15 protein-coding genes and 2 pseudogenes are annotated in these 20,605 nt (G+C 36.8%); 16 read left to right on the top strand and 1 reads right to left on the bottom strand.

The features are described from left to right. Positions 1-14 precede the first annotated feature (14 nt). From rseP to ribF, 12 genes and pseudogenes are all read left to right on the top strand, one after another. The gene (gene rseP, locus LA20249_RS03825; protein WP_057740207.1) at positions 15-1,277 is read left to right on the top strand and encodes an RIP metalloprotease RseP; all 1,263 of its coding nucleotides are present in this window, start codon (positions 15-17) and stop codon (positions 1,275-1,277) included. Positions 1,278-1,289: 12 nt separating this feature from the next. After that, the gene (locus LA20249_RS03820) at positions 1,290-2,996 is read left to right on the top strand and encodes a proline--tRNA ligase (protein ID WP_057740209.1); all 1,707 of its coding nucleotides are present in this window, start codon (positions 1,290-1,292) and stop codon (positions 2,994-2,996) included. Positions 2,997-3,035: 39 nt separating this feature from the next. After that, positions 3,036-7,337 (top strand): PolC-type DNA polymerase III, encoded by a 4,302-nt coding sequence (locus LA20249_RS03815; protein WP_057740211.1) that lies wholly within the window; start codon positions 3,036-3,038, stop codon positions 7,335-7,337. Between the two features lie 124 nt (positions 7,338-7,461). Beyond that, positions 7,462-7,929, top strand: a complete 468-nt coding sequence (gene rimP / locus LA20249_RS03810) for a ribosome maturation factor RimP (RefSeq protein WP_057740213.1) — start codon at positions 7,462-7,464, stop codon at positions 7,927-7,929. A gap of 10 nt (positions 7,930-7,939) precedes the next feature. Then, the gene (gene nusA / locus LA20249_RS03805) at positions 7,940-9,148 is read left to right on the top strand and encodes a transcription termination factor NusA (protein ID WP_057740215.1); all 1,209 of its coding nucleotides are present in this window, start codon (positions 7,940-7,942) and stop codon (positions 9,146-9,148) included. 14 nt (positions 9,149-9,162) lie between these two features. Next, entirely contained in the window at positions 9,163-9,471 is a 309-nt protein-coding gene (gene rnpM / locus LA20249_RS03800) for an RNase P modulator RnpM (RefSeq protein ID WP_186809197.1), read from the top strand. Next, a complete protein-coding gene (locus LA20249_RS03795; protein WP_057740216.1) occupies positions 9,471-9,767 on the top strand; it encodes a L7Ae/L30e/S12e/Gadd45 family ribosomal protein in 297 nt (98 codons plus the stop codon). The genes rnpM and LA20249_RS03795 overlap by 1 nt, the downstream gene beginning before the upstream one ends. A 13-nt stretch (positions 9,768-9,780) precedes the next feature. After that, positions 9,781-9,909, top strand: a pseudogene (locus LA20249_RS12065) (translation initiation factor IF-2 N-terminal domain-containing protein); the annotation flags it as partial. A gap of 915 nt (positions 9,910-10,824) precedes the next feature. Then, positions 10,825-12,627, top strand: a pseudogene (gene infB / locus LA20249_RS12060) (translation initiation factor IF-2); the annotation flags it as partial. An 11-nt stretch (positions 12,628-12,638) separates the two neighbouring features. Next, the gene (gene rbfA / locus LA20249_RS03785; protein ID WP_057740218.1) at positions 12,639-12,998 is read left to right on the top strand and encodes a 30S ribosome-binding factor RbfA; all 360 of its coding nucleotides are present in this window, start codon (positions 12,639-12,641) and stop codon (positions 12,996-12,998) included. Positions 12,999-13,153: 155 nt separating this feature from the next. After that, positions 13,154-14,062 carry a tRNA pseudouridine(55) synthase TruB gene (gene truB, locus LA20249_RS03780; RefSeq protein ID WP_057740219.1) on the top strand — a complete coding sequence of 303 codons (909 nt, stop codon included), beginning with the start codon at positions 13,154-13,156 and terminating at the stop codon, positions 14,060-14,062. 12 nt (positions 14,063-14,074) lie between these two features. Further along, entirely contained in the window at positions 14,075-15,019 is a 945-nt protein-coding gene (gene ribF / locus LA20249_RS03775) for a riboflavin biosynthesis protein RibF (RefSeq protein WP_057740220.1), read from the top strand. 32 nt (positions 15,020-15,051) lie between these two features. Here ribF and LA20249_RS03770 read toward each other — a convergent pair whose 3' ends face one another. Beyond that, the gene (locus tag LA20249_RS03770) at positions 15,052-15,525 is read right to left on the bottom strand and encodes a hypothetical protein (protein WP_057740222.1); all 474 of its coding nucleotides are present in this window, start codon (positions 15,523-15,525) and stop codon (positions 15,052-15,054) included. Between the two features lie 176 nt (positions 15,526-15,701). Between LA20249_RS03770 and hrcA the strand changes: the two genes are divergently transcribed. The 4 genes from hrcA to dnaJ all read left to right on the top strand — a co-directional run bounded on the left by hrcA (position 15,702) and on the right by dnaJ (position 20,523). Then, positions 15,702-16,748, top strand: coding sequence for a heat-inducible transcriptional repressor HrcA (gene hrcA / locus LA20249_RS03765; RefSeq protein WP_057740223.1), 1,047 nt, complete (start codon positions 15,702-15,704; stop codon positions 16,746-16,748). A gap of 16 nt (positions 16,749-16,764) precedes the next feature. Further along, positions 16,765-17,355, top strand: coding sequence for a nucleotide exchange factor GrpE (gene grpE / locus LA20249_RS03760; protein ID WP_057740224.1), 591 nt, complete (start codon positions 16,765-16,767; stop codon positions 17,353-17,355). A gap of 40 nt (positions 17,356-17,395) precedes the next feature. Next, positions 17,396-19,258, top strand: coding sequence for a molecular chaperone DnaK (gene dnaK, locus LA20249_RS03755; protein WP_057740225.1), 1,863 nt, complete (start codon positions 17,396-17,398; stop codon positions 19,256-19,258). A gap of 125 nt (positions 19,259-19,383) precedes the next feature. Further along, entirely contained in the window at positions 19,384-20,523 is a 1,140-nt protein-coding gene (gene dnaJ / locus LA20249_RS03750) for a molecular chaperone DnaJ (protein ID WP_057740227.1), read from the top strand. Positions 20,524-20,605 lie beyond the last annotated feature (82 nt).

The following is a 20,605-nucleotide window of genomic DNA, read 5'->3' as shown; positions in this document are numbered from 1 at the left end:
TCGTGGAGGTTAAAATGACCGCGATAATTACATTTATAATTGTTTTTGGGATATTAGTAATTGTTCATGAATTTGGACACTATTATGCTGCTAAAAAGTCAGGAATTTTAGTTCGTGAATTTTCAGTTGGGATGGGTCCAAAAATTGTCGCTTATCGTAAAAACCATACGACGTATACTTTGAGGCTCTTGCCTTTAGGTGGTTACGTTCGTATGGCGGGTGCACAAGAGGATGATTCTGATATTCAACCAGGAACAATGGCATCTTTAGTATTAAATAATCAAAATAAAGTAACTAAAATTATAACTTCCAGTAAAGTTTACGATGCAAATGCGGTCCCAGTACAGATTTCTAAGTCTGATTTAGTTGATGACTTGGAAATTGAAGGTTACGAAAATGGCGATGAATCGGTAGTAAAGAAGTATTCAGTCGACCATGATGCCACAATTGTTGAAGAGGATGGTACTGAGGTGCAAATCGCACCACGCGATGTACAACTTCAGTCCGTTTCCGTTTGGAAGCGAATGATCACTAATTTTGCTGGACCATTCAATAACTTTATTCTAGCTGTTCTAGCAGCAATTCTTGCCGCCTTTATGATGAATGGTGTAGCAACTAATCAGTTAGGGCATATTGAAAAGAATTCCATTGCACAACAAGCTGGCTTAAAAGTAAACGATACAATTTTAAGCGTTAATGGTAAAAGCACTGGTTCTTGGACCGCTTTGTCAACTAACATTCAAAATAATCCTGGTAAAAGGGTTAGCTTGAAAGTTAAATCTAGTGATAAAGTGAGAACCGTCAAATTGACACCTAAGTCTGTTAAGTCACAAGGTCAAAGTTTTGGATTTATTGGAATTATGCCTAAGCGTGATTCCAGTATTGGAGCTAAAATCAAGTATGGCTTTTCCTATAGTTGGGGAACGACTGTAGCAGTTTTCCATGCCCTAGGTAAAATGGTGTCAGGTGGTTTTAATATCAATCAATTATCAGGTCCAGTGGGGATCTATTCGATGACCTCACAAGTCGCCTCGCAAGGCTTGGTTAATATTATTTTGTTCACGTCGATGCTATCAATGAACTTGGGTATTGTTAATTTAATTCCGATTCCAGCATTGGATGGAGGAAAAATTCTGTTAAATATCGTTGAAGCAATCAGAAGAAAGCCCATACCAGAACAATATGAGACTGTTATTACCTTAATTGGTGTTGGGATATTGGTCTTATTAATGATTGCCGTTACTTGGAATGATATTCAGCGTTTCTTTATAAAATAGGGGGATAAGAACTTGAAACAATCAAAATTATATATTCCAACTCTGAAGCAAACTCCTTCAGATGCTGAAGCTGTCAGTCATCAGTTGATGCTGAGAGCCGGATATGTTCGTCAAGTTTCTGCAGGTGTCTATAGTTATTTACCACTTGCTTGGTCAGTAATTCGTAAGCTTGAAGATATTATTCGTAAAGAAATGGATAAAATTGATGCAGCAGAAATGCAAATGCCTGCTATTTTGCCCGCAGATCTTTGGAAGGAAAGTGGCCGTTATGAAACCTATGGTGATAATCTTTTCAAATTAAAGGATCGTCATGAAAGAGAATTCGTCTTAGGACCAACACATGAAGAAACTTTTACTAGTGTTGTCAAAGAAAGTTTGAATAGTTACAAGAAATTGCCACTAGTTTTATATCAAATGCAAATGAAGTATCGTGATGAGGATCGCCCTCGTTATGGATTGCTTCGTGGTCGTGAATTCTTAATGCAAGATGCTTATTCTTTCACAGCTAACAAGGATCAATTGGATGTTATCTTTAATCAAATGGAACAGGCTTATCGCAATATCTTTGATATTTGTGGATTGAATTATCGAGCTATTATTGGCGATGCAGGAGCTATGGGTGGTACTGATTCTAAAGAGTTTTCTGCAATTGCCAAAATCGGTGAAGATACGATTGCTTATTCAGATGATAGTGACTATTCAGCTAACTTGGAAATGGCTGCTAGTAAAATGGATGAGAATCTAGTTGAAGCAAAAAAAGAAGCTAAAGAAGTCGATACGCCTGATGTGCATACTATTTCTGCTTTAGCCGAATTATTAAAAGTCGATGCTTCAAGAATTATGAAGGCTGTTGCTTACATGGCTGATGACGAACCTGTCTTAGTTATGATTCGTGGTGACTATGACGTTAATGATGTTAAAGTGAAGAACTATTTGGGTGCTGACTTCTTGCGTGAAGCTACAGCCGATGAAGTTCAAAATGTTTTCCATAGTGTACCAGGATTCATTGGTCCTAAAGGAATGGATGACAAAGTTAAAGTTCTTTATGATAGCTCATTGGTTGGTTTAATGAATTTTGTTGTTGGAATTAATAGAGCTGACGTCCATTTGTTCAATGCTAACTTTGATGATATCGTATCTGAGACTCCTGAATTCAGAGATTTCCGTGTCATCAAAGAGGGTGAAACTTCACCTGATGGTCACGGTAAGATTAAATTTACTCGTGGAATTGAGATTGCCCATATCTTTAAATTGGGAACTAAGTTCTCTAAGGCACTCGGTGCTAATTTCTTAGATGAAAATGGTAAATCTAATCCATTGATTATGGGATGTTACGGTATTGGTATTTCTAGACTATTGTCAGCTATCATTGAACAACATAATGATGAGAATGGTATTATTTGGCCTGTTAAATTAGCCCCATATCAAATTCACGTGGTTCCAATCAAATACAATAACGATGTTCAAGGGAAACTTAGCGATGAAGTTGTAGAATTGTTGCAAAATGAAGGCTTTGATGTTTTACTTGATGATCGTAAGGAACGTCCTGGTGTTAAATTTGCTGACTCAGATTTAATTGGTTTGCCAATTAGAATCACTGTTGGTAAAAAAGCCGGTGACGGAATTGTTGAACTAAAGATTAGAAGTACCGGTGAGACAATTGAAGTAAATAAAGATGAATTAGTAAATTCAGTAAAAATATTGCTTAAGAATCAGTAATGAGGCTTAGGCCTTTTTTTATTTTTTGAAGGAAAGAATATGTCAGACACAAAACAACTTTTTGAAATTTTAGTTAAACAAATCAAATTAGACCGCTTGTTGGAGTCGAATGATTCATTTGCTGATGGAAAATTAAATAAGCTTGAAGTTCATAAGAATAGTAAACGTTGGACGTTCTTTTTTGAATTCGATCACGTATTGCCGTTCAATGAATTTATGGTTTTTGTAAAAGCTTTAAGAGCCAGCTTTGACGGAATTGCTCAAATTAATTTTGAGATCAAAACAACTAACTCTGAATTAACAGAAAAAGATATTAAAGACTATTGGAATTATGTGTTGAATGATTGCAATGTGCAATCGCCAATGGTCTTGGATAAGATAAGTCAAACGCCACCTCATGTCGAAAATGGTCAGGTCTTTTTGGATGTGTCCAACAGTTTTATGGCTGATTTTGTCGACGGTAAATTAGTTGAAGGTTTGCAATCAGAATATAGTAGTTTAGGATTCCCTGATTTTCGAATTAGAACAAATGTTGATAAAGAGAAGTATCAACAAAAGGCTGCAGCCATGAAAGCTGCTAATGATGAAAAGACCAAGCAATTTCAAGCTAAGGCTAAAGAGGTCAGTGAAAAGAAAGCTGCCAAACCAGCAGGCAATGTTTCTAAAGTTGGACGAAAGATTCCTAATGACCAAGAAATAACTCAGATGGTTGACATCATAGAAGAGGATCGCAACAAGGTTGTGGAAGGCTACGTTTTTGATATTGATGTTCGTAAATTAAAATCTGGTCGTTCGCTTTTGATAATGAAAGTAACTGACTACACATCTTCATTCAGTATCAAAAAATTCTCTAACGGTGAAGATGATGAAAACTTTTTTGCCAACTTGGACCAAGGATCTTGGATTCGAGTTCGTGGTAATGTACAAGAAGATAATTTTTCTCGTGAGTTGGTCATTATGGCCAATGACATCAATGTTATTAAGCACGAAAACAGAGAAGATACGGCGGATGAATCTAATAAACGAATTGAAATGCATGCTCATACGAATATGAGCCAGATGGATGCGATTCCTAGTGCAACTGATTTGATTAAGCGGGCCAGCGAATGGGGGCAGTCAGGAATTGCTATTACTGATCATCACGCTCTCCAAGCCTTTCCAGAAGCTTACAATGCTGGTAAAAAATTTGGCGTTAAGATTGCGTATGGCGTTGAAATTGATTTGGTCGATGAAGGCAATCCCATCGCCTTCAATTTGCGTGATCAACCTTTAAATGGTTCAGAGTATGTCATATTTGATACTGAAACGACGGGGTTGTCAGCTGTATACGATTCAATTATTGAAATAGGTGCCACTAAAATGAAAGATGGCGAGGTTATTGATCGTTTTGATAAATTCATTAATCCAGGACACCCATTATCTGAGATAACTACTAACTTAACTAGTATTACTAATGACATGGTAAAAGATGCGCCAGATGAAACAGTCATTATTAAAGAATTCATGGATTTCATTGGCGACGATATCTTAGTTGGTCATAACGTAACCTTTGATATGGGCTTCATGAATGCTGCTTTAACCAGAATGGGAAAAGAGCGTCTATCCATGCCGGTCGTTGATACCTTAGAAATGTCGAGAACCTTGCATTCAGAGTATCGTAATCACAAATTGGATTCTTTAGCCAAACGATATCACATTGTACTGGAGCACCATCACCGAGCTGACTCTGATGCGGAAACTACTGGATATTTGATGTACAAGTTGTTCGATGAATTGGAGGACAAATTTGGTACGACTAACGTCAATCAATTGAACGATCATATTGGTGGAGAAGAAGCTTATAAGCAAGCTCGTCCGACTCACGCAATTTTATTGGCGAAAACTCAAGCTGGATTAAAGAATATGTTCAAAATTGTTTCGTATTCGATGACACAGTATTTTTATCGAACAGCACGTGTTCCGAGACGTTTATTAAATAAATATCGTGAAGGTATTATTGTCGGGTCTGCTTGCGAAAATGGCGAAGTATTCACTAGTATGATGCAAAAGGGCTACGATGATACGCGTGAATTGGCACAATATTATGACTACTTAGAAGTCATGCCTAAGACACTTTATCAACATTTGATTGATATTAAGATCATCAAAGATGAGGATGCTTTGGAAGAAATTTTAAAGAATATCGTCAAATTAGGCAAAGAATTAAGTAAACCTGTCATTGCTACTGGTGATGTACATTACCTCGATCCTCACGATAAAGTTTATCGAGACATTGTTATCAAAGCTGTTAAAAGCAATGCTTTAGCCCGTCGGCCTGAATTACCAGATGTTCAATTTAGAACAACTAATGAAATGTTTGATGAATTCGACTATATGGATCAGCAGACTGAACAAGAGATAATCGTTGACAATCCTAAGAAGATTATGGATTCAATTGATGAAATGTCACCGGTCAAAGATAAGCTCTATACTCCTAAAATGGAGGGAGCTGAAGAGGAAATCCACAGTTTGACGATGAATAAGGCACACGAATTGTATGGAGATCCCTTACCAGAATTAGTTCAAAAACGAATGGATCGTGAGTTGAAAAGTATTATTGGTAATGGATTCTCAGTTATTTACTTGATTGCGCAACGATTGGTTTATAAATCTAATAAGGATGGTTATTTGGTTGGGTCCCGTGGTTCTGTTGGCTCAAGTTTTGTTGCAACAATGACAGGTATCACAGAAGTTAATCCGCTGCCACCACATTATCGTTGTCCTGAGTGCAAATACTCAGAATTCTTTACTAATGGTGAAGTTGGTTCTGGATATGATCTACCTGATAAAAAGTGTCCTAAGTGTGGGGCTGATTTGAAAAAAGATGGTCAGGATATTCCTTTTGAGACATTCTTAGGTTTCAAAGGTGACAAGGTTCCTGATATTGATTTGAATTTCTCTGGAGATTATCAGCCAGTGGCTCATAACTATACAAAAGTCCTGTTTGGGGAGGATCACGTTTTCCGAGCTGGAACAATTGGTACGATCGCTGATCGAACCGCATTTGGATATGTTAAGAATTATGAGGAATTGACTGGTCAAAATCTTCGTAACGCTGAAGAGGAAAGATTAGCGATGGGTTCAACTGGTGTCAAGAGGACAACTGGACAACATCCAGCGGGGATTATCGTTGTGCCCGATTATATGGATATTTTCGACTTTACGCCGATTCAATATCCAGCTGATGATCAATCGGCTTTGTGGAAAACAACACATTTTGATTTCCACTCTATTCATGATAATATTTTGAAATTAGATATTTTAGGACATGATGATCCAACGATGATTCGTATGCTACAAGACTTATCTGGTATTGATCCTAAGACTTTGCCAGTCAAGGATCCTGGAGTTATGGAGCTGTTCAGTGGAACTGATTCATTGAATGTTACGCCAGAACAAATTTTTTCTAAGACTGGTACTTTGGGTGTACCTGAGTTTGGTACTCGTTTCGTACGAGGGATGTTAGAGAAAACTCATCCAACTACCTTTGCTGAATTATTACAAATTTCTGGTCTTTCACATGGTACAGACGTTTGGTTAGGAAATGCCGAAGAGCTGATTGATAAGGGTATTGTTACTTTGAAAGATGTTATTGGTTGTCGTGATAATATTATGATGGATTTGATTCATTATGGTATGGATTCACAAATGGCCTTTCAAATCATGGAACATGTTCGTAAGGGACGTGGTATTCCTGATGACTGGAAGCAAGCAATGAAGGATGCCAATGTTCCTGATTGGTATATTGATTCTTGTTTGAAGATCAAGTACATGTTCCCTAGAGCTCATGCGACGGCATACATTATCATGGCGCTTAGAATTGCTTACTTTAAAGTACACTATCCACTTTATTACTATTGTGCTTACTTCTCAGTTCGTGCCGATGATTTTGACTTAGTTGCTATGACTACTGGTAAAGATGCTGTTAAATCAGCTATGAAGGCTATCAATGATAAAGGTATGGATGCATCGACTAAAGAAAAGAATTTGTTGACAGTTTTGGAATTGGCTAATGAGTGTTTGGAACGTGGCTTTAAGATCAAAATGGTCGACCTTGATAAGTCAGACGCATTTGATTTCAAAATTATTGATGATAAAACTTTATTAGCACCATTTAACGCTATCCCTGGATTGGGTGATAACGTTGCTAAACAAATTGTTGCTGCGCGTGAAGAACAGCCATTCTTGTCTAAGCAAGATTTGGGAACTCGTGGGAAGGTATCTAAGACAGTTATTGAGTATATGACAGAAAATCATGTTTTAGATGGCATGCCAGACGAAAATCAGTTATCATTGTTCTAGGTACGGTCGTTATAAGTTGCTTTAATAATTAATATATGTTAAATTAACTACTAGTTAATTACTGATTAATGAGTGAGCAGAAATGCTCACTCTTTTTATTGCCGATTACTTTGGAGGAATGTCCTTGGATACAAAAGTTGAAGAATTAAAAGCCATTTTACAGCCAATCTTAGATCAACATGATTTCTTTTTAGTTGATTTGGAGTTCGTTCATGAACGTGGAGATTGGTATTTGAGAGTTTATGCTGATAAGAAGGGTGGAATCAGTATTGATGATTGTGCCCTTATTAGTGAGGAATACGGTGAGAAGTTGGATGAATTGAATCCAATTGATCCCGCTTATTACTTAGAGGTTTCATCTCCTGGTGCGGAGCGTCCATTAAAGAATGATGAGAGTTTATCAAATTATGTCGACGACTATGTACACGCATCGCTCTATCAAAAACAAGATGGTCAAAAAGCTTTTGAAGGATCTTTGATCGAAGTAACAGATAAGAAGATAACTTTGAACGTTAAAGTTAAGAATTTAAGGAAACAAGTAGAAATTAGTCGCGACAACATCGCTAAGATTCGACTTGCAATAGAATTCTAAGGAGAAAATCATGAGTAAAGAAATGGTTGAAGCACTTGATGCACTTGAAAGCGAAAAGGGTATCAAGAAAGAATATGTTATTGAATCATTAGAAGCTGCTCTAGTTGCTGCTTATAAGAGAAACTATAATCAAGCTCAAAACGTTGATGTTGAATTTGACGCGAAAAAGGGTAATATACATGTTTATGCGGTTAAAGAAGTTGTTGATGAAGTAGCTGATGACCGTCTGGAAGTTAATCTTGAAGATGCTCAAAAGAAAAGTAGGGGTTATGAAATCGGAGATCACATCAAAGAAGAAGTAACGCCAAAGGATTTTGGACGGATTGCTGCTCAGACTGCAAAACAAGTTATTATGCAACGAGTACGTGAAGCTGAGCGCGATATCATCTATAATGAATATAGTCAATATGAACATGAGATTATTCAAGGTACAGTTGAACGTAGCGATAATAGATATGTTTACATTAATTTTGGTAAAATTGAAGCTGTCATGGCTAAGAGTGACCAAATGCCTGGCGAGACTTACAATTCACGTGATCGTATCAGAGTCTATGTGACAAAAGTTGAGAATGCTACTAAAGGACCTCAAGTCTTTGTTTCTAGGACTGATCCCGGTTTAGTAAAGCGTTTATTTGAACAAGAAGTTCCTGAAATATATGATGGAACTGTTGAAATTGTTTCAATCGCTCGTGAAGCTGGAGATAGAACTAAAATTGCCGTTAAGTCAGATAATCCAGATGTTGACCCAGTCGGAACTTGCGTAGGACCAAAGGGTTCACGTGTACAATCAGTTGTCGATGAATTGAATGGTGAAAACATTGATGTAGTTCCTTACGTTGATGATCCAGTTGATTTTATCGCCAATGCTTTGAATCCTGCTGAAGTTATTGCTGTTCAATTTGATGAAAACGATAAGAAGCAATGTATTGTTATCGTTCCAGATTATCATTTATCATTAGCAATTGGTAAAAAAGGTCAGAATGCACGTTTAGCTGCAAAACTAACTGGATATAAGATTGATATTAAGCCTGAATCACAAGTTGAATTTGTTGACGATAATGATCAAGACGTTGATATTAATGATGTTGAAAGTGGCAAAATTGATATTGATAAGACTAGAGAAAATGCAGCCAATGCTGATGATGCTAAAAATCCTGCAGATCAATCTGATTCAGATATAGATATTGATGACGATAGTTCAACAGATCCAGAAGAATAAAAGGGGTGATAGATTTGGCAACTCGTAAGATACCCATGCGTAAGGATATTTTAACAGATAAGATGTATCCTAAAAGAGAAATGGTCAGGATCGTAAAAGATAAAGAAGGTACTATTTCGATTGATCCAACTGGTAAGAAGCCTGGTCGTGGTGCTTATGTTGGATTAGACCCTGAAGCAATTAAAACCGCAAAATCTAAGAAATCATTGGAAAAAGTATTTTCACATGCAGTACCAGAAGATTTCTATGATGAATTATTTGATTTTGTGGATCATCAAAAGGCCAGAATGGATCTATTTGGTGATTTGGGAAAGAAACATTAATGAATAAGTTTTTAAATTTACTAGGTCTAGCTGTTCGTGCTGGTAAATACATCAGTGGAACGGAGCTAACTGTTAATGGCATTCGTGCTGGCAAGGTAAAGCTTGTGGTTATGGCAGATAACTGTAGTCCACGAACTAAAAAAGATTTGCACAATAAAGCAAGTTATTATAATGTACCTGTGGTAGATACAATCGATAGTAATTCAATAAAAATGGCTATTGGAAAAGACAGAAAAGTTATGGGAATAACTGATTTGGGATTTGCTAAAAGGTTAAAAGAAATTATGGACAATTAAGGAGAGTGATAGGATGGTCAAAAAGAGAATTTATACTATTGCAAAGGAAAATGGTGTTGAGAATCAAGTAATTCTTGATGCTGCTGCAAAATTAGGTATGGATGTGAAGAACCATATGTCATCAGTAGATGAAAATGATGAGAAGAAAATTGTAAGTAACTTAAAGAGTGGTAAGAAACCCAATCACAATAATGGAAGTAGACCAGCCCCTGTTAAACACAATGATCATGCTCAAAACAATCATGCATCAAAATCTACAGGTGAAAAACATGAAAGTAGTAATCACAATTCAGGTGATCATAAGACAAAGATTAAGATTACTGCTGTAAGAAGAGATGCTAATAAGGGTAACGGTCATTTTGACCATCGTAACAATAATCACAACTCCACTGGTAATCGTCCAAACAGCGCTAATCATTCAAGCAATAATCACCGCCCTAATAGTAACAATAGTAGTAATAACAATAACCAACGTAACAATCGTAACAACAACGAACGCAATAATCACAACAATGGAAATCGCAATAACGATAACCGCAATTCTCAATCACGTGATAATCGCAATCGTAACCGTAACAACAATAACAGACGTGATCGTTCAACTGTTCAAGGGCAAGCTCCACGTCCAAGACAAAGTGCTGGTAATAAGTATCTAGAACAATTTAAGACAAATATTCAAGATGCTAGTCATATTCCAAGTCATCCAACAAGGAATAACCACAATAATCACAATAATCACAATAGTGATAATAACCATAAGAACAATCACCGTCCTAACAACGAAAATCGTTATAGAAATAATAATAACAACCATAATAACAACAATAACCATAATAACAATTCCCAAAATAGAAGACCAAACAACAACAATAATACTGCTGCTAAAGCTAAGGAAACACCAAAAGCAACAGTAAAGAACGTTGCAGTTCCAAAGCCAGAGTATAAGAAGGCTAAACCAACTAATAATAATCGTGACTTTGGTCATAAGCAAAATCTTGCTAATCCATTTGGTAGTCGTAGGAAGAAGAAGGAACGTAAGCGTCAACAACGTAAGCGTGTCGAACCTAAGAAGCCAATGCCACAAAGAAAAGATCGTCCATTGCCAGAAACACTTGTTTATAGTGTTGGTATGAATGCTCAAGATATTGGTAAATTAATTCATAGAGAACCAGCTGAAATCGTTAAGAAATTATTCATGTTGGGTATTATGATTAATCAAAACAAGTCATTGGATAAAGATACTATTGAATTGTTAGTTGCTGATTATGGAATTAAGGCTCAAGAAAAGGTTGAAGAAGATGTTGCCGATATTGACAAGTACTTCCAAACAGAAGTTAACACAACTGATAATTTGGTAACACGTCCTCCAGTAGTAACAATTATGGGACACGTTGATCATGGTAAGACTACTTTGCTTGATCATTTGAGACATACTCACGTTACTGCCTCTGAAGCTGGTGGTATTACACAACATATTGGTGCTTATCAAGTACGTCTAAAGGACAGATTGATTACATTCTTGGATACTCCAGGACATGCTGCCTTTACTAATATGCGTGCTCGTGGTGCTGATATTACTGATATCGTTATCTTAGTTGTTGCAGCCGATGATGGTGTTATGCCACAGACCATTGAAGCTATCAACCATGCTAAGGCTGCTAATGATCCAATCATTGTAGCTATTAACAAGATCGATAAGCCAGGTGCTAATCCACAACATGTTACTGAAGAATTGATGAAATATGATCTTGTTCCTGAAGATTATGGTGGGAATACTATCTTCGTTAATATTTCAGCTAAGATGGGAACTAACATTGATGAATTGTTGGAAATGATTTTACTAGAAGCTGATGTCTTGGAATTGAAAGCAAATCCTAAGCAAAAGGCTATTGGTACAGTTATTGAAGCTAAGTTGGACAAGGGTCGTGGACCTGTTGCCTCACTATTAGTACAACAAGGTACTTTACATGTTGGTGATCCAATTGTTGTTGGTAACACCTTTGGTCGTGTTAGAACAATGACTAATTACAACGGTAAAGAAATTGATGATGCTAAACCTTCTGAGCCAGTAGAAGTTACTGGTTTGAATGAGGTTCCTGAATCTGCCGATAAGTTTGTTGTCTTTGATGATGAAAAGACTGCTCGTGCAGCTGGTGAGGAACGTGCTAGTCGTGCTCTTCAAAAGGAACGTCAAAATACTAACCCTGTTACACTAGACAACTTGTTTGAAACAATGAAAGAAGGAGAACTTAAACAAGTCGACGTTATTATTAAAGCCGATGTTCAAGGTTCTGCTGAAGCCATTGCTGGAAGTTTGAAGAAGATCGAAGTTAAGGGTGTACGTGTCAATATTATTCATTCCGCTGTTGGTGCAATTACCGAAAGTGATGTCAACTTAGCTGCAGCAAGTAATGCTATCATCATTGGATTTAATGTTCGTCCAACTGCTCAAGCTAAAGTTCAAGCTAAGGATGAAAAAGTTGATATTCGTTTACATAGAGTTATTTACAAGGCAATTGATGAAGTTGAATCAGCCATGAAGGGTATGCTTGAACCCGTTTATGAAGAAAAAGTTATTGGTAACTTAACAGTCCGTGAAACATACAATGTTTCTAAGATTGGTACTATTGCCGGTTGTTTCGTAAATAGTGGTAAAGTTCAACGTGACAGTGGCGTAAGACTTATTAGAGATGGTATTGTTATCACTGAAAGTAAGCTTGCTTCACTTAAGCGTTTCAAGGATGATGTCAAAGAAGTTGGTTCTGGATTCGAATGTGGTGTCACAATCGAAAACTACAATGACATTAAGATCGGTGACGAAATCGAAGCCTATGTAATGGAAGAAGTTCCAGTTAAATAGGAGATGAGAATATGGTAAAACATCGAATTGGTCGAGTAGAACAAGAGATTCAAAAAGAAGTTAACGATATTCTTTTAAAACGTGTTCGTGATCCTCGCGTTCAAGGTGTTACTGTAACTGGCGTCGAAATGACAGGTGATTTACAACAAGCTACAATTTACTTCAGTATTCTTTCTGAAAAAGCTAGTGATGTTGAAAAGACCCAAGCCGGATTAGACAAAGCTACAGGACTGATTAGAAGAGAATTAGGTCAAAATCTTACTTTGTATAAGGTTCCTGAATTAGAATTTAAACAAGATCAATCAATTCGCTACGGTGAAAAAATTGATAAGTTGATTGCTAAGTTACATCAGGACGAAGCAAATCGTTAAAATACAAAAATACCTCTAACTTTTGAAGTTAGAGGTATTTTTTGTGGAATTCTTTCTATTCTTTAAAAAGACTAGTAAAATTATTCTTAATGGTATTTAAACTAGTTTGTTGGGGAAACCTGATCAGACTCAATAAATAGGGATGGAGAATTATTATGGACGGAGTAATTCCATTAAATAAAGAAATTGGACAAACAAGTTCGGATTATGTTTATAAATTAAGGAAGGTTTTACATACACGAAAAATTGGTCATACGGGAACTTTAGACCCATTAGTTGACGGAGTCTTACCAATTTGTGTAGGTCAGGCAACTAAATTAGTAAATACTCTGACAGGTTCGCCAAAGGAATACGAAGGAGAAATTACTTTAGGACGTTCCACAACTACAGAGGATCGAGAAGGTAAGACGGTAGCTGAACAGAAATTAGATAAGCCGTTCACCATCGCAGAATTAAACGATATTTTTCAAAAAATGACGGGTGATCTAACCCAAATACCTCCAATGTTTTCAGCGGTTAGAGTTAATGGGAAAAAATTGTATGAGTATGCTCGAGCAGGTATTGAAGTAGAGCGGCCAGAACGTCATATCCATATCTATGATTTCCATATTATGGATGAACCAATTTTTGATCAGAATTCTGGACTTCAAACAATTAAATTTCATGTTAAGTGCTCTAAAGGGACTTATGTGAGGACTCTAGCAGTGGAGTTCGGTCATCTATTGGGCTTGCCCGCTTTTATGTCACAACTGACACGAGTAAAAAGTGCTGGCTTTTCAATAGAAGAAACATATACCTTGGGACAAATTGAAAAGATGATGGCTGAGGATGACCACAGTTTCCTAAGAAAAATTGATGATGTCCTAAAAGATGTTCCTAGCCACGAATTAACTGATTATGAGTGGGAAGTAAGGGTACTTCATGGGGGCTTCTTAGAACTCAAAAATGCGGATACTACAAAGCAATTACGGGTCATGAAAGCAGGTACCACAAAGGCACTTTATAAGTATGATAAAATACGTGATATGTGGATACCTGATTTAATGTTATTAAATAATAAATAGAAGAGATTAAAAATGCAGATAATAAATGTTAAGCATCCGTTGAAAAAAAAGCAACGACCAGATGAGGATATTGTTTTGATCATGGGTTTTTTTGATGGGGTTCATTTAGGACATCAAAAAGTGATTAAAACTGGTGTCAATTTAGCTAAAAAGCATAATTTAAAGTCGGTTTTGTTAACCTTTGATCGTTCTCCACGAACTGTTTATCAACATGAAAAAAATTATAAGTATTTATCTACCATGTCTAGAAAAGCTGAATTAGTAGCAAAATTAGGCGTGGATATAATGTATTTTGTGAAATTTAGCCAAGACTTTGCTCAATTGAAACCACAAGAGTTTGTCGATCAATACATGATTGATTTAAAGGCCAAGTTTGTTGTGGCTGGATTTGATTATACTTATGGTAAAAAAGATATTGCTAATATGATGACATTGCCTCAGTATAGTCGAGATCAATTTGAGACAGTTACTGTAGCGGAACAATCGCTTGATGACCGAAAGATTGGCTCTAGTGCTATTAAAAAATTTATCAGTGAAGGACAAATTTCGTCTGCCAATCGTTTTCTCGGCTACCGCTATCAAAATCAAGGTACAGTAATCCATGGGTTGCAACGTGGACGAACTTTGGGGTTTCCCACAGCTAATTTAGCAGTAGATGAAGCTCAATTATTGCCAGGAATTGGCGTCTACACAACCCGAGTTGAGATTGATGGAAAATGGTATGGTGCTATGACTTCCGTTGGGTATAATGTTACCTTCAAAGAGAATACTGGCGTTACTGTTGAAACGAATATTTTTGATTTTGATCAAGATATTTATGGTCAAAGGCTTCGTTTGGAATGGGTAGATCGCCTGCGTGGTGAAGTAAAATTCTCCGGAGCTGATGGTTTAATCAAACAACTGCAACAAGATAAAGAGGATTCTTTACGAATTTTGCAAAATAAAGAATCCATCTAATCGTAATTTTTATAATAGATGGATTCTCTTAATTAATCTTTATTTTCATTGAGTAATTTGTCTTGTTGAACTAATTTCTTTAGTAGGTGTTCCATTTGTGGATTCGATTTCGCCATTTCTTGGAATTTCTGTAATTTAGTATTTTGTTCATAAATGGTCTCAAGATCATCCAACAATTCGGCACGTTTTTGTAAATGTTCCAGTACTTCGATAGATTTATTTTCTTGATTCTTGATGATCTCTTGAGGGATGACTGCAAGGATAGGTCGAGTAGCAATTCCTAGGTCATAATCACTGTTGAGTGCCGTTACGACTGCTGGGACAACGGGAAGTTCATTGTAGCCACTATTGGGTACAATAACTAAATCGTTGATTTTGACTTTGAAACCAACGTTCACGTAGCTGTAGGCCTTACCGGCTGTCAGTGAGATTAAGGTGGGAGCCTGAACTAATTCTTGATAATTGTGGGCTCGCATGAATTTTACACTGATAATTTGATTAGACATAATTACACCTCATCATATATATTTTGCCTTGATACTATCATATTTTTTATTAAAAAAAGCAATTAAAGAAATAATTTTTAAAAATGAGCTTGCATACTTGACACCATAAGGATAGATTGTTATATTTTACATTGTTAGCACTCAGGTATGAACAGTGCTAAAAGGAGGACGGTATAATGTTATCACAACGTCAAGATGCAATCTTGAGAGAAGTCGTGCGCATTTTTACAGATACCGGCCAGCCGGTTGGTTCAAAAACGTTGATGAATCAACTACCGTTTCACGTTAGTTCTGCAACAATCAGAAATGAAATGGCAGTTCTTGAAGAAGTAGGTTATCTCGAGAAAACCCACCTTTCTTCAGGAAGAATTCCTTCAGCAATGGGATACCGTTATTATCTTGATCATTTGGTACAGCCGACTAGTGTACCGCAAGATATTGCACAAAGGATCGACGATGACTTCGGTAAAACCTATCATCAAATAGGCGATATTATCGAACAATCTGCTAAGATCTTATCTCATTTAACTAGTTATACGGCGATTACCTTGGGTCCAGAGAGCAATTCGATCCTTCTAACAGGATTTAGAATCGTTCCTTTGAATCCACATCAGCTTATGGCAATTATTGTTACGAGTGATAATAATGTAGAAAATAACATTTATACAATTGATGATGATTTTGATACTTCATTGATTGAAAAAATAGTTAATATTGTTAATGATAAGTTGGTAGGAAAGCCATTGCCTAAGGTCATTAAAATGCTGCATGAAGATGTTCCAGCAATTCTTTCTGAGTATATGTATTCGTCTGATGGATTGTTAGATATGATGGATACGCTCTTTAAGAAAGCTGAATCTGAAAAGTATTATGTTGATGGTCAATTGAATCTTTTGAATTATGCTAATAATGAAGACTTATCACAAGTTCAATCATTATTTTCACTGATGAATCAAAGTACTGATTTAAGAAAATTGTTAGATCCAAGTATCGCAGACGATGGTATCAAAGTTCGTTTAGGTAGTGAGCTTGGTAGTGATGCATTGAAAAATTACAGCATTATAACTGCTAATTATGATGTGGGTCATCACGGTAAAGGTGTTATTGCCTTGTTAGGACCAACGACAATGCATTATTCACAATTAATTGGATTGTTAGGTGAATTTAGAGTTGAATTAGCCAAAAGACTGATCGATTATTATTCAAGGTATGATGATTCTTGAAATTTAGGAGGAAGTAATGGCAGATAAAGAAAAAGATCCAGATTTGAAGTCTTCTAAAAAAGCAGAAGAATCAGCTGCTAAGGAAACTTCAAAGACTGATAAAAAGGCTGAAAAATCAGCGAAAAAAGAAAGTGCTCAAAAGATCGATCCCAAAGATAAAGAGATTAAAGATCTAAAAGCTAAGAATGCGGATTTGGAAGATAAATTCTTAAGAAGCCAAGCTGAAATTCAAAACATGAACAATCGTCATAATAAAGAAGTTTCTGGTATTCTTAAATATGATGGTCAAAAGTTGGCAACAGAAATTCTTCCTGTCTTGGATAATCTTGAACGTGCTCTAAATGTTGAAGCTGACGATGAAGCCAGCAAGCAATTGAAAAAGGGTATTGAAATGGTTCAACAACATATGGTTAAGGCACTTCAAAATAATCACGTAACTGAAATAGACAACGCTGGTGAAAAATTTGATCCAACGTTCAGCCAAGCTGTTCAGACAGTTCCTGCTGATGATAAGCATAAGAAGGATACTGTAGTACAAGTTTTGCAAAAAGGTTACAAATTAGAAGATCGTGTCTTGCGTCCAGCGATGGTCGTTGTTGCACAATAATAAAAATAATAATTAAAAATTTAAAAAGAGGTTTTAGTTTATGTCAAAAGTTATCGGTATTGATTTAGGTACTACAAACTCAGCTGTAGCCGTCTTGGAAGGTGGATCACCAAAGATCATCACTAACCCAGAGGGTGCCAGAACTACTCCTTCAGTAGTTGCTTTCAAAGATGGTGAAATTCAAGTTGGTGAAGTTGCTAAGAGACAAGCAATCACAAATCCTGATACAGTTTCTTCAATCAAGCGTCACATGGGTGAGGCTGGATACAAAGTTAAAGCTGGCGGTAAGGAATATACACCACAAGAAATTTCAGCATTCATTCTTCAACACATTAAGAAGTTTTCTGAAGACTACTTAGGTGAAAAAGTAACAGACGCTGTTATCACAGTACCTGCATACTTCAATGATTCACAAAGACAAGCTACTAAGGATGCTGGTAAAATTGCTGGTTTAAATGTTCAACGTATTGTTAACGAACCAACAGCTTCAGCACTTGCTTATGGTCTAGATAATGATAAGGGTGACGAAAAGATCCTTGTATATGACCTTGGTGGTGGTACATTTGATGTTTCTGTACTTCAGCTAGGCGATGGTGTCTTCGAAGTACTTTCAACAAATGGTGATACACATCTTGGTGGTGATGACTTTGACCAAAAGATCATCGATTGGCTAGTTGCACAATTCAAGGAAAAGAATGGCGTTGACTTATCACAAGATAAGATGGCTCTTCAAAGATTGAAGGATGCTGCTGAAAAAGCTAAGAAAGATTTGTCAGGTGTTGCTCAAACATCAATCAGTCTTCCATTTATTTCATCAGGTGCTAATGGTCCATTACACTTGGAAGAAACATTGACACGTGCTAAGTTCGATGAATTGACATCAGATTTAGTTGAAAGAACTAAGATTCCAGTTGACAATGCATTGAAAGATGCAAATCTAACAAATTCTGACATTGACAAGGTTATCTTAAACGGTGGTTCAACACGTATTCCAGCCGTTCAAGAATCTGTTGCTAAGTGGACTGGTAAAGCTCCCGATCACTCAATCAACCCTGATGAAGCTGTTGCTTTAGGTGCTGCTATTCAAGGTGGTGTTATCTCTGGTGATGTTAAAGATGTTGTCTTACTTGATGTCACACCATTGTCACTTGGTATTGAAACAATGGGTGGAGTATTCACTAAATTGATTGACAGAAATACAACTATTCCAACAAGTAAGTCACAAGTATTCTCAACTGCTGCTGATAATCAAAGTGCTGTTGATATCCACGTTCTTCAAGGTGAACGTCCAATGGCCGCAGATAATAAGACTTTGGGTCGTTTCCAACTAACAGATATTCCTGCTGCACCACGTGGTGTACCTCAGATCCAAGTTAAATTTGATATTGATAAGAATGGTATTGTTAACGTATCTGCTAAGGATATGGGAACAAACAAGGAACAAAAGATCACTATCAAGAGTTCATCTGGTTTGAGCGATGAAGAAATCGACAAGATGATGAAAGAAGCTAAGGAACACGAACAAGAAGATAACAAGCGTAAGGAAGAGGTTGACGTTAAGAACGATGTTGAACAAACATTGTTTGCAACTGACAAGACTCTAAAAGACGTTAAGGGTAAAGTTTCTGATGACGAAATTAAGAAGGCCCAAGATGCTCGTGATGCTTTGAAGAAGGCTCAAGATTCTGGTGATCTTGAAGACATGAAGAAGAAACGTGACGATTTGAATAAGATTGTCCAAGACTTGTCTGTAAAACTTTATCAACAAGCTCAACAAGCACAACAAAAAGCTGGTGGCGATAAAGGTGCTACTGGTACGGATTCAACTGATGGCAAGAAGTCAGATGACGGTACCGTTGATGGCGACTTTTCAGAAGTAGATCCTGATAAAGATAAGAAATAATAATTGTGATGAAGAGCAGTCAGTTAATTACTAAAACCAATTTATGGTATAGTAAAACAATAACTGCTCTTTTGAGCGTTAAAAAGGAATAGGACTTAATTGTCCTGTCATACAAAGGTGATTTAATGGCAGATAGAAATCCATATGACGTACTAGGCGTTGATAAAAATGCTTCTGATGATGATATCAGAAAAGCGTTTCGTAAACTTTCAAAAAAATATCATCCTGATTTGAACAAGGCACCTGATGCCGAAGACAAATTTAAGGAAGTTAATGCAGCCTATGAAATTTTAAAAGACCCACAAAAGCGTGCTCAATATGATCAATATGGTTCTGCCGGTATGAATGGTGGCCAAGGAGGTTTTGGTGGTTTCAATGGTGCTGGAGCTGGAGATCAGTTCGGCGGATTTGAAGATATCTTTAGCCAATTCTTTGGCGGTGGCGGTGCTGCTCGTCAAAATCCTAATGCCCCAAGACAAGGTTCCGATCTTCAATATCGTATGGATCTGACTTTCGAAGAAGGAGTTTTTGGTAAGAAAACTAACATTTCCTACAATCGTGAAGAAGAATGTTCTACTTGTGGTGGTTCAGGTGCAAAACCTGGTACACATCCAGAGACATGTTCTAAGTGTCACGGTTCAGGTTATGTAGAAGTTGATCGTCAGACTCCACTTGGTCGTATGCGTACTAGAGTTGTCTGTGATGTCTGCAATGGTACTGGTAAAGAAATCAAAGAAAAATGCAATATTTGCCATGGTTCAGGTAAGGTAAACGAAAAGCATGAACTTAAGGTTACAGTTCCAGCTGGTGTTGAAGATGGACAACAAATGCGTCTTGATGGTCAAGGTGAGGCTGGAACCAACGGTGGACCTTATGGTGATCTTTATATTGTCTTCCATGTTGCTCCAAGCAAGGAGTTTAGACGTGATGGTTCGACAATTTATGCTTCAGTAAATATTAGTTTCCCTCAAGCTACTTTAGGTGATGAAATTAAAGTCAATACTGTGCATGGTCCCGTTAAGCTTAATGTGCCAAGTGGTACACAAACTGGGACTACATTCAGATTGCGTGGCAAGGGTGCTCCTGTTTTGAATAGCAAGAGTATCGGTGACGAAAAGGTTACAGTAAACATTGTTACACCCCGCAAACTTTCTGGTGAACAACGCAGTGCTTTGAAGAAATTTGCCGAAGCTGGTGGAGACAAAGTTAAAGAAAAAGATAGTAACTTTTTCAATAAAGTAAGAGATGCCTTTAAAGGCGAATAATAGTAAAAAAGAAGAGGCCATTGGTCTCTTCTTTTTTACATATAGAACATAGTAGTACAATAGTGTAAAATAGAAAGAATGA

Source organism: Companilactobacillus alimentarius DSM 20249, assembly GCF_002849895.1.
Taxonomy (GTDB): Bacteria; Bacillota; Bacilli; order Lactobacillales; family Lactobacillaceae; genus Companilactobacillus; species Companilactobacillus alimentarius.
Note: the sequence above shows the minus strand (reverse complement) of the source record. Positions and strands in the feature narration are given on the sequence as shown.